Origin of the sequence: Bradyrhizobium sp. SHOUNA76 (genome assembly GCF_023006445.1) — a bacterium.
GTDB lineage: Bacteria > Pseudomonadota > Alphaproteobacteria > Rhizobiales > Xanthobacteraceae > Bradyrhizobium.
On the sequence record NZ_JALBHA010000001.1, the window covers coordinates 120935 to 134575 of the forward strand.

At 63.5% G+C, this 13641-nt stretch carries 13 protein-coding genes and 2 pseudogenes; 9 read left to right on the forward strand and 6 right to left on the reverse strand.

What is annotated here, in order from left to right; all coding sequences use genetic code 11:
• Positions 1–13 precede the first annotated feature (13 nt).
• The gene (locus MOV74_RS00520; RefSeq protein ID WP_246916471.1) at positions 14–796 is read right to left on the reverse strand and encodes an SDR family oxidoreductase; all 783 of its coding nucleotides are present in this window, start codon (positions 794–796) and stop codon (positions 14–16) included.
• 161 nt (positions 797–957) lie between these two features.
• Between MOV74_RS00520 and MOV74_RS00525 the strand changes: the two genes are divergently transcribed.
• From MOV74_RS00525 to MOV74_RS00560, 8 genes and pseudogenes are all read left to right on the forward strand, one after another.
• Positions 958–2133, forward strand: a complete 1176-nt coding sequence (locus MOV74_RS00525) for a zinc-dependent alcohol dehydrogenase (protein ID WP_246916473.1) — start codon at positions 958–960, stop codon at positions 2131–2133.
• 11 nt (positions 2134–2144) lie between these two features.
• Positions 2145–2711, forward strand: coding sequence for a hypothetical protein (locus MOV74_RS00530; RefSeq protein ID WP_246916476.1), 567 nt, complete (start codon positions 2145–2147; stop codon positions 2709–2711).
• A pseudogene (locus tag MOV74_RS00535) lies at positions 2695–4288 on the forward strand (alpha-amylase family glycosyl hydrolase); the annotation flags it as partial. The gene MOV74_RS00530 and the pseudogene MOV74_RS00535, both read left to right, overlap by 17 nt.
• 140 nt (positions 4289–4428) lie before the next feature.
• A complete protein-coding gene (locus MOV74_RS00540; RefSeq protein WP_246916478.1) occupies positions 4429–4626 on the forward strand; it encodes a CsbD family protein in 198 nt (65 codons plus the stop codon).
• A 41-nt stretch (positions 4627–4667) separates the two neighbouring features.
• Entirely contained in the window at positions 4668–5798 is a 1131-nt protein-coding gene (locus tag MOV74_RS00545; protein WP_404979097.1) for a DUF305 domain-containing protein, read from the forward strand.
• 179 nt (positions 5799–5977) lie between these two features.
• The gene (locus MOV74_RS00550) at positions 5978–6154 is read left to right on the forward strand and encodes a hypothetical protein (protein WP_246916482.1); all 177 of its coding nucleotides are present in this window, start codon (positions 5978–5980) and stop codon (positions 6152–6154) included.
• A 191-nt stretch (positions 6155–6345) separates the two neighbouring features.
• Positions 6346–6756, forward strand: a complete 411-nt coding sequence (locus tag MOV74_RS00555; RefSeq protein ID WP_246916484.1) for a Crp/Fnr family transcriptional regulator — start codon at positions 6346–6348, stop codon at positions 6754–6756.
• A gap of 123 nt (positions 6757–6879) precedes the next feature.
• Positions 6880–8151 carry a DUF892 family protein gene (locus MOV74_RS00560; RefSeq protein WP_246916486.1) on the forward strand — a complete coding sequence of 424 codons (1272 nt, stop codon included), beginning with the start codon at positions 6880–6882 and terminating at the stop codon, positions 8149–8151.
• A gap of 19 nt (positions 8152–8170) precedes the next feature.
• On the opposite strand, the gene MOV74_RS00565 is transcribed toward MOV74_RS00560, so the two are convergent.
• The 3 genes from MOV74_RS00565 to dctA are packed head-to-tail and all read right to left on the reverse strand — an operon-like array spanning position 8171 to position 10894.
• Positions 8171–9010, reverse strand: a complete 840-nt coding sequence (locus MOV74_RS00565; protein ID WP_246916506.1) for a bifunctional allantoicase/(S)-ureidoglycine aminohydrolase — start codon at positions 9008–9010, stop codon at positions 8171–8173.
• An 18-nt stretch (positions 9011–9028) separates the two neighbouring features.
• The gene (locus MOV74_RS00570) at positions 9029–9535 is read right to left on the reverse strand and encodes an ureidoglycolate lyase (protein WP_246916508.1); all 507 of its coding nucleotides are present in this window, start codon (positions 9533–9535) and stop codon (positions 9029–9031) included.
• A gap of 24 nt (positions 9536–9559) precedes the next feature.
• Positions 9560–10894 carry a C4-dicarboxylate transporter DctA gene (gene dctA / locus MOV74_RS00575; protein WP_246916488.1) on the reverse strand — a complete coding sequence of 445 codons (1335 nt, stop codon included), beginning with the start codon at positions 10892–10894 and terminating at the stop codon, positions 9560–9562.
• Positions 10895–11086: 192 nt separating this feature from the next.
• Here dctA and MOV74_RS00580 point away from each other — a divergent pair, with 192 nt between their 5' ends.
• Positions 11087–11983: a LysR substrate-binding domain-containing protein gene (locus tag MOV74_RS00580; protein ID WP_246916490.1), complete on the forward strand. Its 897-nt coding sequence runs from the start codon at positions 11087–11089 to the stop codon at positions 11981–11983.
• Positions 11984–13036: 1053 nt separating this feature from the next.
• Here MOV74_RS00580 and MOV74_RS00585 read toward each other — a convergent pair.
• Positions 13037–13285, reverse strand: coding sequence for a hypothetical protein (locus tag MOV74_RS00585; protein ID WP_246916510.1), 249 nt, complete (start codon positions 13283–13285; stop codon positions 13037–13039).
• A pseudogene (locus MOV74_RS41185) lies at positions 13227–13641 on the reverse strand (TonB-dependent receptor plug domain-containing protein); the annotation flags it as partial. The gene MOV74_RS00585 and the pseudogene MOV74_RS41185, both read right to left, overlap by 59 nt.

Sequence of the window (13641 nt, forward strand, 5' to 3'; positions counted from 1 at the left end):
CCTACGGCCAGCGCTACGATTTTGCCGTACCTGGTTCGGCCATCTTGCGATGCTGCTTTGCCAGCACCTCGTTTGGCGTGACGTTGGCGACCGTGGTCTGGATCTTGTTCTTCAGCCCGGTGACGATATCGGAGTCCCCGCGCAGCATCGCATCGACGCCCGCCTTGGCGACATCGTAGGCGCCGTCCTTCTTCTCGGTGCCTACCTTGGTATCCATCATCTCGGCGCGGCGAAAGAACTCGGTGTCGGTGGCGCCGGGCATCAGGCAGGTGACGGTGACGCCGCTATCGCGCAGTTCTTCGCGCAGCGCGAACGAGAATGAATCGAGGAACGCCTTCGAGGCATTGTAGGCTGCCTGAAAGCTGCCGGGCGTGAAGCCGGCGATCGAGCCCGTGATCAGGATCCGCCCGGAGTTGCGCCGGAGCATCTCGTTGCCGACACGATGGATCAGGTAGAGCGTTCCGGTGATGTTGGTGTCGACGAGGTGCCTCACCCTGGCAAAATCCTGATCAAGGAAGGCCTTGCCCAGCCCAATGCCGGCATTGGCGAGCAGCGCATCGATCGGCCGGTCGCCGACCGCGGCGCAGAGCTTGTCGACGCCTTCGGTGGTGGAAAGATCGGCCTCGACCGGCTCGACGCTGACGCCGAGCCGGCGCAGATCGACGGCCACTCGTTCGATCTGGGGCTCGTCGGCGGCGATGACGAGGTTGAATCCTGCCTGGGCGCTGCATCGTGCGAGTTCCAGGCCAATACCGGTGGAGGCGCCGGTGACGACGGCGAGTTGATTGGCGGGCATGAGCGTGTCCTCGCTTGACTGTCGATCACGTCCAATCGCTGCCCTGCTCTCTCGTTCCAAATTTGCACGCGCCGGTGCGGTGCGAGATTTGCGCGCGGCGATAGCAACCATCGTTCATTCCTGGACTTAAGTGCCAACTGGTTCAGCCCGGAGGACGGATGATGAAGGCGCTGGTTTGGCACGGCAAGGAGGATATCAGGTGCGACACCGTCACCGATCCGGAGATCCAGGATCCGCGCGACGCCATCATCAAGGTCACGAGCTGCGCCATCTGCGGATCCGACTTGCACCTGTTCCACAATTTCATCCCGGGTATGTTGCCCGGCGACATCATGGGCCACGAGACCATGGGCGAAGTGGTCGAGGTCGGCTCCGGCGTCGACGGCAAGCTGAAGAAGGGCGACCGCATCGTCGTGCCCTTCACGATCATTTGCGGCGAATGCGACCAGTGCAAGCGCGGCAATTTCTCCGTCTGCGAGACCACCAACCGCAAGCGGCATCTCGCAGACAAGGTGTTCGGACACACGACCGCCGGCCTGTTCGGCTACACGCATCTGACCGGCGGCTATCCCGGCGGACAGGCCGAATATCTCCGCGTGCCCTTTGCTGACGCCACCCACATCAAGGTGCCCGCCGGCATCCCCGACGAACAGCTCCTGTTCCTCAGCGACATCTTCCCGACCGGCTGGCAGGCTGCCGTGCAATGCGACATCGAGCCGACCGACACGGTCGCGATCTGGGGCTGCGGTCCCGTGGGGCAGATGGCGATCCGCAGCGCGATCCTGCTCGGCGCCAACCAGGTGATCGCGATCGACTGCCTGCCCGAGCGGCTCAGCATGGCGGAAGCCGGCGGCGCCACCACGATCAACTTCGAGAGTGAGAGCGTCCTCGAGCGGCTCAAGGAACTGACCGACGGCAAAGGCCCCGAAAAATGCATCGATTGCGTCGGCATGGAATCGCATGTGATGGCATCCCTGCCCGATACGCTGCTCGACCGCGCCAAGCAGATGGTGATGGCGGAGAGCGACAGACCGCATGTGCTGCGCGAGATGATCTATGTCTGCCGTCCGGGTGGCGTGATCTCCGTCGCCGGCGTCTATAGCGGCCTCTCCGACATGCTGCCCATGGGCGCCTTCATGAACAAGGGCCTGACGATGCGAACCGGCCAGACCCACGTCAACCGCTGGACTGACGACCTGCTCCGCCGCATCGAAGAGGGCGAGATCGATCCGTCCTTCGTCATCACCCACACCGTCCCGCTCGAACAGGGACCGGAGATGTACCAGGTGTTTCGCGACAAGCGAGACTCCTGCGTCAAGGTCGTACTGAGGCCCTGAAGGAGCAAGCCATGTTTCATTTCTCCAACATCGTGCGCACCAAGGGCGACCCGAAGATCATCGAGGGCGGCCCGAGCCTGAAACGCCCCGAGGATCTGCTGGCACGCGCGCTCGGCTGGTTCAGCATCGGTCTCGGCGTCGTCGAGTTTCTCACGCCCCGACGCGTTACGGAAACGCTGGGCATGGAAGGCCATGAGACCATGGTCCGCGCCTTCGGCGTCCGCGAGATCCTGGCCGGGATCATGTCGCTGTCCGTCGACAAGAACGCCGGCCTGTGGGCCCGCGTGGGCAGCGACGGCCTCGACGCCGCTGCGCTGCTCTCGGGGCTGACGCCGGACAATCCCAAGAAGGGCAATATCGCGTTGGCGCTGTTGATGGTCGGCGGCATCGCCATGCTCGACTACCGCGCCGCGCAGGACACCAAGCCACGGCGCCCGCCGCGCGATGCACGGCGCAAGCTATATCCCAACCGCAGCGGCTTTCCCAAGGGCATCGAGAGCGCCCGAACCGCGGCAAGGCAGATCGCAGCACAGGCCAAGCCTGACGGGGTGAAGCAAGGCAATGAGCGAGTTCAGTGACGAAGCTGCGTGGTGGCAATCCGCCGTCATCTACGAGATCGCACTGATTTCCTTCCAGGACTCGAACGGCGACGGCAAGGGTGACCTCGCCGGCTTGATGTCTCGCACCGACTATCTGAAATGGCTCGGCGGGGACGCCGTGTGGCTGACGCCGATCTACAAGAGTCCCTTCCGTGACCTCGGCTACGACATCTCCGACTATTGCTCCATCGATCCCACCTTCGGCAGCCTCGACGAGTTCGACCGCCTGCTCGAGACGCTACACGCCGCGGATATCCGTCTGATCCTCGATCTCGTTCCCAACCACACCGCTGACGATCACGCATGGTTTGTCGAGAGCTCGAGCTCGCGCAACAGCGCCAAGGCCGACTGGTACATCTGGGCTGATCCCGCCGAGAACGGCGGCCCGCCCAATAACTGGCTGAGCCGCTTCGGCGGCAGCGGCTGGGAATGGTGCGAAGCGCGGCGGCAATATTACTATCACTCCTTCCTCGTCGAGCAGCCCGACCTCAACTGGCGCAATCCCCAGGTTCGGGCCGCGATCGCGGATGTCATGCGCTTCTGGCTCGACCGCGGCGTCGACGGCTTCCGCGTCGACGCCAGCGCGGTCCTGATCAAGGACGAGCTGTTGCGCGACAATCCGCCGAACCCGCAGGCCGACGGCAAACCACCGCCACAGCGACAGACGCCCGTCTTTACCGCCGACCGGCCGGAGGCGATGGACTGCATCGAGTTCATTCGGGAAGTGATCGACAGCTATTCGGGACGAATGTTGTGCGGCGAGGTGCAGGGCAAGACCGACCGCATCGGGCACTTCTACAGCAACGACCGGCCGCGGCTGCATCTGCCGCTCAATTTCGCCCTACTCGACTCGACGTGGAACGCCTTGTCGCTGCAAGCGGCGATCGACGCGTATTTCCACGCCCTCCCTGAACATGCCTGGCCAGTGGGTGATCGGCGGCCACGACAAGCAGCGGATCGCGAGCAAGATCGGCGAGCCGCAGATGCGCGTGCTGGCGACGCTGCTGATGACGCTGCGAGGAACGCCGTTCTTTTTCATGGGTGACGAGATCGGCCGCAAACGCGTTCCCATTCCGTCGGACCGCGTCCGCGATCCCTTCGAGCGGCTGGTGCCGGCACACGGACTTTGCCGCGATCCCGAACGCGCGCCGATGCGGTGGGACGGCAGCGCCGGCGGAGTATTTACCGATGGTGACCCATGGCTGCCGCTCGAGCCCGGCGGGACGCCCAACGTGGCCGAGCAACGGGGCAGCGAGCGGTCGGTGCTCGCGCTGTTTCGCGCATTGATCACGTTGAGGCACGAACATGCGTGCTTGCGTCAGGGTGGCTATGCGCCGCTGCGATCCCAGAACGATGTTCTCGCCTACAGGCGGACCGACGGCCGGTCTGAAATCCTGATCGTGCTCAATATCGCCGCCGAGCCGAGAAAATGGCACTGGCTCGGTCGTGGTCGCCTGCTGATGTCGACGGATCTCGACCGGCCATCGGAAACATTGCCGGAGGCATCAATCCTGCTGCGGGGCAATGAAGGCGTGATCACTCGACGCCAGGTGAGACCCACAGGAACTAACCGCACGGCAGAGAGTCTCACCAACGCTTCCGGTGTCCCCCTGCTGCCGGAGGCCGACTGGACCAAACCGCCACGGCGCTCACCCCTTCAAGCGCCGGGGCTGCGGCATGAGTGCGGAGATAGATCATGGGCAAGACGAAGGATCTTCAGCGACGGATCGTCGGCAAGACCAGGCAAGCCATCGGCGAGATCATCGGCGACCAGGATCTCCACGATGACGGCAAGGCGCAAGCGCAGCGCGGCCGCGACGAACAGGTCAAGCAGGACAAACAGGACAAGCCGAGCGCGCTCAATCCACTGAAGAAACTCAAGCAGCTCACGTGACCGCCGGGTCGCAACCGGCGCATTGCTCTGCAGGGCGGCGTATTGACGAAAGCGCATCGTACGTCACCGGCGGACGGCGGCGATCGCGCTGGATCGCGGCGGCCGAGCTCGGCCTGATCAGCAGCACCTTCTCGACCATCGTCAGCCAGCTCTTCGCCGCCCGGATCGGCCGCAATGCGGCGGTCGACTGGATGACGGTCGCCGCCATCCCTGCACGGGACTGGGCCATCAGCGCGGAGCCGTCGTGGCACGCGATCCTTGTCGGGATCGCCTTCCACCAATGGGCGGATTTCTCCTGGGCGCTGTTGTTCTTCGGCGTGCTCGGGCGCTGGACCGCCGACCTGCGCCCGCAGACGATCCTGCTGCTCGCACTGCCCTGGGCCGTGTTCTCTTCAAGCTTGGAATGGTTCGTGCTCGTACCGCTGTTTCCGTTCCGGCAGCCGCTGTTCACGCTACAACAGCCCTATTGGATCGGATTGCTGGTCCACGGTTCCTCGGCCGTGATGTATCCCCTGTTCGCCGGGCTGCGCTGGAGGCGTGGCCATGCGCCGGAACACGACGTCCGCTTCACCAATGCTTGGACCACAGGCGCACTCGGCGTGGTCGCGGTGCTTGGAACAAGCGCATTGTTCGGCGGCCATGGCTACGAGCCGCCGTGGATCGGCCATGTCAGGGATGCGGACCAGACCTATATCCGCCATATGACGGCACACCACGCCCAGGGCATCGAGCTGGCGCGGATTGCCGTCAGGCGCGCGCAGGCCCCGCATCTGCAGAAGCTCGCAATGCTGATGGTCGCGAGCCAGTCGGGCGAGAACCGGATTTTCGAGAACTGGTGGCTGAGCTGGTTCGACACCGAGATGCCCGATTGCAGCAGGGAGGAGCGTGCCGCCATGCCCGGCTTTCTGACGGCCGTCGAGATGCGAGAGGTCAAGACTGCGCCGCCCGATCAGTTCGATACGGTGTTCTTGGAGATGATGAGCAAGCATCACAGGGGCGCGGTCAGGATGGCAGACCAGATGTGGCACAGTCAGGGAGATCCGCGCCTGCGCATCATGGCGCACGCCATTCGTCACGAGCAGCAGGGTGAATTCGCGCTGATGCTCGGCGCGAACGGCATTGCCGCCGTCACCACCGCCTTCCACAACATGCTCGGCGACAAAGTCAATTGAGCGACGGAATTTCGCGCCGAACGCGCCTCTCCTCGCTCGGCGGGAGCCCTGAGCATTGCAGGTCGCCGGGGCACGTTTCCGCGGTGCATTGGCGATACATCCGTCAACCTATCACAGTTTAATGCTCGCTCCCCTCCCGATCGGCCAAGGTATGAAGCGGGCGGACCATCGGACATCAGATGCAGGCAGGATTTGCTGTCTCCAAGCTCGCCGATCGACTGACGAGCCTTGCCGAAATAACCAGCGACGATCTCGACCTCCTCGCGGATATGCCGAGCAGCATTGCCCATTTAGGCGCCCGTCAGGCCATCCTGCGGCACGGCGACGAGACAACCCGATGCTGCCTGCTGCTGTAGGGATATCTCTCCTGGCAGAATCCGGAGAGTCCGGACGGCCAGATTACCTCAATCTGCGTTCCCGGTGACATCGCGGACCCGCACACGCTCTACCGTCCCCGCATTGACGGCAATCTGATCGCGCTCGGCCCCGCCATCGTCGCTCTCGTGCCCCACCGCTACTTCACGAATTGGCGGCGCGCTCGCCAGCGATGTCGCGCGCCCTGCTGCTGATGCTGCTGACCGATCACGCCATCCAGCGAAACTGGACCATCAGCCTCGGCAGTCGAGACGCACTGACGCGCGTGGCGCATCTGCTCTCCGAGATCGCCGTGCGCCTGCAAAGCGTAGGGCTCGCCAGGGAGTTCCGATTGTCCTCGCCCTTCACCCAGTCCGACCTCGCAGCCGCTTGCAGCATCTCCCCGGTTCACGCCAATCGCAGGATCCAGGAGCTGCGCCGCTGCAACCTGCTGCAATGGCGGGGCAAGACCATCGCGATCACGGACTGGCGAGGCCTGGTCCGCCTCGCCGGCTTCAATCCGGCCTATCTGAGCATGCGGTCCGGAGAGGCTGTGCGGCCGCTACTCCCGAGACCGGTAGCTGCAGATATCGCGGTCGCTTGACCACTTTCAAGGCGCACATGCAGTGCGCTGCATACGTCGACGCGGATCTGCGCAATAGGAACAAACAGCAGCGGCGCCTATTGGAGACACATCTTCTACTGTCCTCCGACACCGAGAGCTCCCATGTATCACCACGTCAAGAAGTTGATGTTCACCGTTCGCGTCGATGAGCCGGACCCCCGTTTTGGCAACATGCTGCTGGAGCAATTCGGAGGCGCCAATGGCGAACTCGCAGCTGCAATGCAGTATTCGATACAGGGCCTGAACTGCGAGGATCCCGACCGCAAGGACCTCTTGATGGACATCGGCACCGAAGAGCTCAGCCATCTGGAGGTCGTCGGCACGCTCGCGCGGATGCACCTCAAGCCCTCGAAGTTCGATCGTCAGGCCGCCGAGGCCGATCCCCTGATCGCGATCGCGGGCGGTGGCGGGGTCAATCTCTTCAACTCCCAGGGCAATGCCTGGACCGCGGACTATCTGAAGATCACCGGGGAGCTCGACGTCGACCTGCGCAGCAATATCGCGGCGGAGGCGCGGGCGAAGATCGTCTATGAGCGGCTCATCAACTTCTGCGACGACGCCGGCACCAAGGACGCGCTGCAATTCCTGATGACCCGCGAGATCACGCACATGAAGGCGTTCGCGCTGGCACTCGAGAGCATGGGCAAGCCGTCGCTCAGCATCGGCCGTATCGCGCCGACTCCAGGCCTGGTCGACCAGTTCTTCAACGATTCGACCGGCAGCGGAGATCACGGCGAGATCGATACACGGGGGCCCTGGAACGAGGGTGGCGACTGGGTCTTCACGGACTCGCCCGCAATCCAGGCCGGCGAGCCCGGCCCCGCCACCGCCATCGTCACGGAGAGTTCGCCGCCGGTGGACGAGGCCGGTCTCGGCGATCTGCTGATCGAGGAGCTCCGCGACATCCTGCATGCGGAAAAGCAGCTGACCAAGGCGCTGCCCAAAATGGCGGAAGCTGCCCGCTTCGATCAGTTGCGCGAGCTGTTCGAACAGCATCTGGCAGAGACCGAGGCCCAGGTCGAGCGGATCAACGAGTGCTTCGAGATGCTCGGCAAGTCCGCACGGGCCAAGCCCTGCAAGGGGATGATGGGCCTCGTCGAGGAAGGCCAGGAGATCATGGCGGAAGGCGAGGACAAGGAGGACGCGGCCGCGGATCTCGCCCTGATTGGAGCAGCGCAGCGGGTCGAGCACTACGAGATCGCCGCCTACACGACGGCGCGCAATCTCGCCCAGCAACTTCGCCACAGCGCCATCGTCAGCCTGTTGTCGAAGTCGCTCGCCGAAGAGGAAAACTCAGATCAGCTGCTCAATCAGGTTGCACGATCGCTGATGTCGGTCGCGAAGATGCCGGCCGCGGTCGAGCAGACGGAGTAGCCTCTCACGGCGCTCAAGGCTAAATCAGCGGAGGTCCCTGTCGCAGATTCATGTGCCGGTTGACGTCCTTGTAAAGGAGATAGCGAAAACGGCCGGGACCTCCTGCGTAGCAGGCCTGCGGGCAGAAAGCGCGTAGCCACATGTAGTCTCCGGCCTCGACTTCCACCCAGTCCCGATTGAGGCGGTAGACCGCCTTACCCTCGAGGACGTACAACCCGTGCTCCATGACGTGCGTCTCGGCAAAGGGAATCGTGGCACCCGGCTCGAACGTCACGATATTGAGGTGCATGTCGTGGCGCATGTCGGCCGGATCGATGAAGCGTGTGGTTGCCCATCGCCCTTCCGTGCCCGGCATCGCCACGGGGGCGATGGCGCCTTCGTTGGTCACGATCGCCTCGGGCGCGGCCAATCCCGGCACGCGCTGGTACAGCTTGCGAATCCAATGAACCTGCGCAGGGCCCTCGCCGCGGTTGCGAATGCTCCAGGCGCAGCCGGGCGGCACATAGGCGAAGCTGCCGGGCCTCAGCTCATGCTCTCCATCCGCCAACTTGAGACTCAGCTTGCCGCCCACGACGAACAACCCGCCCTCGGCATCCTTCTCCGGCTCGGGCACATCACTTCCGCCGGCCGGCGCGATCTCCATGAGATAATGGGAGAACGTCTCGGCGAAGCCGGACAGCGGTCGCGCCAGGACCCAGACGCGCGTGTTGTCCCAATGCGGCAAATGGCTGACGACGATGTCGCGTTGCACGCCGTTGGGGATGACGGCGTATGCGTTGGTAAAGACCGCCCGGCCGCTCAGAAGGTCCGTCTGCGGCGGAAGGCCGCCCTGCGGTATGTGATAGGTTTGCGACGACATCATCAAGCCTCGTGAAACTTACCGGTGCGATGCGATCGACCCGAGATCGAGCTGCGTCTCCTGGCTCAGCCAATATTCTTCGAGATTATCGCCGTCCCCCGCCCGGTCGACAACCAGGAACGAACTTGCGTCCTCGAGAACCAGCAGCGGATGGTGCCAGCAGTTCCGGGCATAGTTTACCCCCTGGCGGCCATTTGCCGCGAACGCCCGATAGCTCGATGCCACCAGCGGGTCGGCGCAAACGACAACCAGCCAGCTCGCTCCGGTCAAGGGCATGAACATCTGGCTTCCGAGCGGATGGCGCTCCATCAGGCGGATGGCGATCGGCGCAGGCCGTTTTGAGGCGACAAACCAGCTGATGTTGATCTGTCCGCCTTCCGCGGCGACATCGATATTGGCGAGTCCATTATAGCGCTCGGCATATCCCTGGTTGATCGACAGGGGCGTCATCCCCTCCGTTTCGACGACGTCTCCGAACGGAGCGAACGCCCGCTTCGTCAAAGGTTCGATCGAGAGTGTCACCATCGCCAAGCTCAAATACCTCCAAGTTCAAAGGGTCTGCAGACCCGCGACGGAAGCCTCCGCACCGACTGGGTCGGCCCGCAGATCCTCTCCCGAAGGATCGACCTCGCCGTTCAGAATACGGTGCGCCTTGGCATGATCGAGGTCTCCCTCCCAGGAGGCGACGACGACCGTCGCAACGCAGTTACCAACATAGTTGCCGAGTGCGCGGGCGATGCCGATGAACCAGTCCACCGACAAGATAAGCACCAATCCGATCGCCGGGATGGCCGGAATGGCGGCCAGTGTCGCGGCGAGGACGACGATGGCCGAGCCCGGGACGCCATGAGCACCTTTGGAGGTCAGTAACGCGACGCCGAGGATAGCCAGGAGATCGCCCGTGGCAAGCGGCGTATTCGTCGCCTGTGCAATGAAGACGGCGGCCAGGGTCAGGTAGATGGAGAACGCATCCAGATTGAACGAGTATCCGGTCGGGATCACCAGACCGACGGTCGATCGCTTGATCCCGAGCAGCTCGAGCTTTCGCATGGTCTGCGGAAGCACGCTATCGCCCGCGGCCGTCCCGAGAACGATCAACAGCTCTTCGCGCAGATAGGCCAGCAACTTGAACAGACTGAAGCCGGAGAGCCGCATGATCGCGCCGAGCACGACGACCACAAACAGAACCACCGCGAGATAGAACAGGGCAACGAGGCCCCCGAGCTGCTTGAGCGAACCGATGCCGTATTTCCCGACGGTGAAGGCGATCGCACCGAAGACGCCGATCGGCGCGAGCCGGACGACGAAGTTCATCATTTTGAAGATGATCTCGTTCACCCGCTCGACGAAATCGACGACCGGCTTGGCGCGCTCGCCGCACAGTGACACAGCACAACCGAACATGATCGAGACGATCAGGACCTGCAGAACATCGCCGGAGCTGAAAGCTCCGACGAGCGTCGTCGGAATGAGCTTCATCAGGAATTCGGAGACGCCGCCGCCGGAGACCTGAGCCGCCGTCTGGCTGAACCCGCTGAGCGCCTTGGCATCCAGCGTCCTCGGGTCGATATTCATTCCTGCGCCTGGCTGGAAATAATAGGCGAGCGCAATGCCGAACACCAAAGCGATGGTGGTGACGATCTCGAAGTAGAGCAGCGATCGAATGCCGACCCTTCCAACCTTTGTGAGGTCACCGGCTGCGGAAATTCCGTGCACGACAACGCAGAACACGATCACGGGGACCAGCATCTTGATGAGCTTGATGAAGCCGTCACCCAGCGGCTTCATCTGCAACGCGATGTCCGGGTAGGCCACGCCGAGAGCAATCCCCGCGGCGAGTGCAATGACGACCTGGAAGAAGAGTGACTTGAAGATCCTGGGCATGGCTTTCCTCGCTCGCTGGGCTTCCATCTGGCTTGGTCGGCCGGAGCCTCCCGCCATTCTTGTCGTTGGCGGCGAGGTCGCCGCGTACGGAGCCTTTCGCGGCAAGACGCTGGAAGGCTCCATCGGTCATTCGTTGACCAGGTGCGACATCAAGTCCAATATATAGAGCGACACGATTGATAGGTTTTCGCTATGGATCTCCGCCAGCTCCGATACTTCATTGCGGTTGCCGAAGAGCGGAGCTTTACGCTCGCCGCCCGGCGGCTGAACCTCTCGCAGCCGCCGCTCAGCCAGCATATCCAGATCCTCGAGGCCGAGCTCGGGACCCAACTCCTCTACAGGACCAGCCGCAGGGTCGAGCTGACCCAGGCCGGTGAAGCCATGCTGGTGCGGGGACGCGCCATCCTGCAACAGGTCAAAGCCGCGGAGGACGAGGTTCGTTCGATTGGGGCCGGCCTGATCGGAACGCTGGATGTCGGAGCGACCGGCTCCATTCTGCGCGGCCGTCTCGCAGAGCTGCTCGCGGCCTACCGGGAGGTCGCTCCACGGGTCAAGATGACGGTGCATGAGCAGGCACCCGCGCTGCAGATCGCGGCGCTTCTCGGCCGCACCACCAACATCTGTCTCATTCGCGGCATTCCGGCCGAGCGCGACCTGACCAGCAAGCTTGCATGGCGGGAAGAGGTCGTTCTCGCAATGCCCGGCACCCATCGGCTGGCGGGCCGCAAGCGCATCGCCCTCGGTGACCTGGCATCGGAGGATCACGTCATCCTCGATCCCAATAGCTCCGACTTCGCACGATACGTGCAGACGTGCTGTGTCGATGCCGGCTTCCTGCCCAGAGTGTCCCAACAGGTCGTCGACGCCCAGTCGATCCCAAGCTTGATTGCCGCCGGTTTCGGCGTGGCACTCGTGCCGCAGTCGATTGCGCGATTCACAACAGCCGACATCGTATTCCGTCCGATCAGGCCCTCACCGCCCACGGCCGACGTGTTTCTGGTCTTCAGGGAGGACGAGACGTCGATGGTGGTGCACAATTTCGTCAAGCTGGCTCTGCGATACCTGAATCAGCGAAAGAGTGTGGGCTAACGCCCCGGGCGGCCGATGCCGGTCGCGCTTCCTCCGCATCGTCATTGCGGGCGCAGCGAAGCAATCCAGAATCTATTCCGTTGAGGATTCTGGATTGCTTCGTCGCAAGGGCTCCTTGCAATGACGGAGCAAGAGTGCCGTAGGGTGGGAAAAGCGAAGCGTGCCCACGTATCTTTCGCGACCGAGAGAGATCGTGGGCACGGCGCAAGAGCGCCTTTGCCCACCCTACGATATCGAGCTTGTGACACGCAGCTTGACTCACAAACATGACTCTTCGGCCTCGCGGCTTAAATCGCCCGAGCTTTGCTTGATCGCTCGACCCTCAAATCCAAGAGGGCGCAGGGAAGGCCGGGTGCCGGCTGGCACCCGCGGTCCGCTGCGCGAAACGCGCACGCAGGAAGAACCGCACAGCAGCATACAGGTGTCGCCGATCACTCGGCCTTCCCTGCGCGATGGTCGGACGGCTTATGCCGTGATCTCCCGGGAGCCGAACTTTCCTTTGGCCTCCCTCGCCCCGCGAATTGAAAGATGCAGTCTGCCCGGTTGGGCTCGCTCGCACCTCCGAAGGGCTTGACCGTAGCAACGACGGCCAGGACCACACGGTTTTGCCGTACGCACGGCCCGCCATGTCGCCGCAGTATTTCCAGCCCTGTCGACAAAGCTGCGAAACTTACAGGCGAGACGAACCTAGCAGCGCCGCTCGTCCGCACGCGGGTTGCGGGCTCACAGGGACTACCCGCCCTGCCCGCCCCATCTCGTGCCGACGCTGCCGCGTCCACCGCAGCCCCGGCTCGCGATGCGTGACGACACAAGATCGCCCCTCTTGGATGAGCCGGGATGGGCGACACATACGCCATTTCCGAATTTCGGTAAAGTGGAATATTTTTGCGCGAGCGGATTGACAGAGGGCGACACAGCAAGGTGCCGTAGCCCGGATGAGCGAAGCGACATCCGGGATCCTTGCGAGCGGCCCCGGGTATCGCTGCGCTCACCCGGGCTACATGCGATCATCGCAACCGATAGCTCACGCGGTCAGTGCACCAGCCGGCAAATCTAGAACGCCCCGGCGATCGTAAGCCGGAACGTCAGCGGCTCCACGGGATGCAGCACGTAGTCCATCACACCATTCTGGCAGACCGCGATCGGCGCGGCGCCACCGGTGCAGAGGTTGTAGAGCGTGTCGGTCTTGAGCAGCGACCCATAGGCATAGGTGATCTGGTTCGCCCTTTGTGTTAGAGGTTGAGCCTTGGCCGTGCGCGTGGGTGCGCATGTTGACGGGGACGCCGTCGACGGTGATGGCAAGGTCGGTGCCATGGTCGAGATTATAGCCGCGCAAGAAATACTGGTTGGCTTTGCCCTCGCCGGAATGCTGCGTCACGATGAGACCGGGCACGGCTTCGAGCGCTTCGCCCGGCCGCGTGAACGGGCTTGCATTGAGCTCTTCGCCGGCGATCGTGATCTCGCTCGCCATGCCGGGCTGGCCCTTCGCACCCGAGGCGACGCTGCGCACATCCGGTGCCTGCGTTGCCGCTGGATACACTGGGATACGGTGGCCGGCCGGGAGCGGCTTGGCTGAGCGGCGCGATGCGACCGACTTCTTTCGCGCCGCTGTCTCGCCGCCGCCGACCTGGATGGGCGGCAGCTCGCGTGAGGTGTCA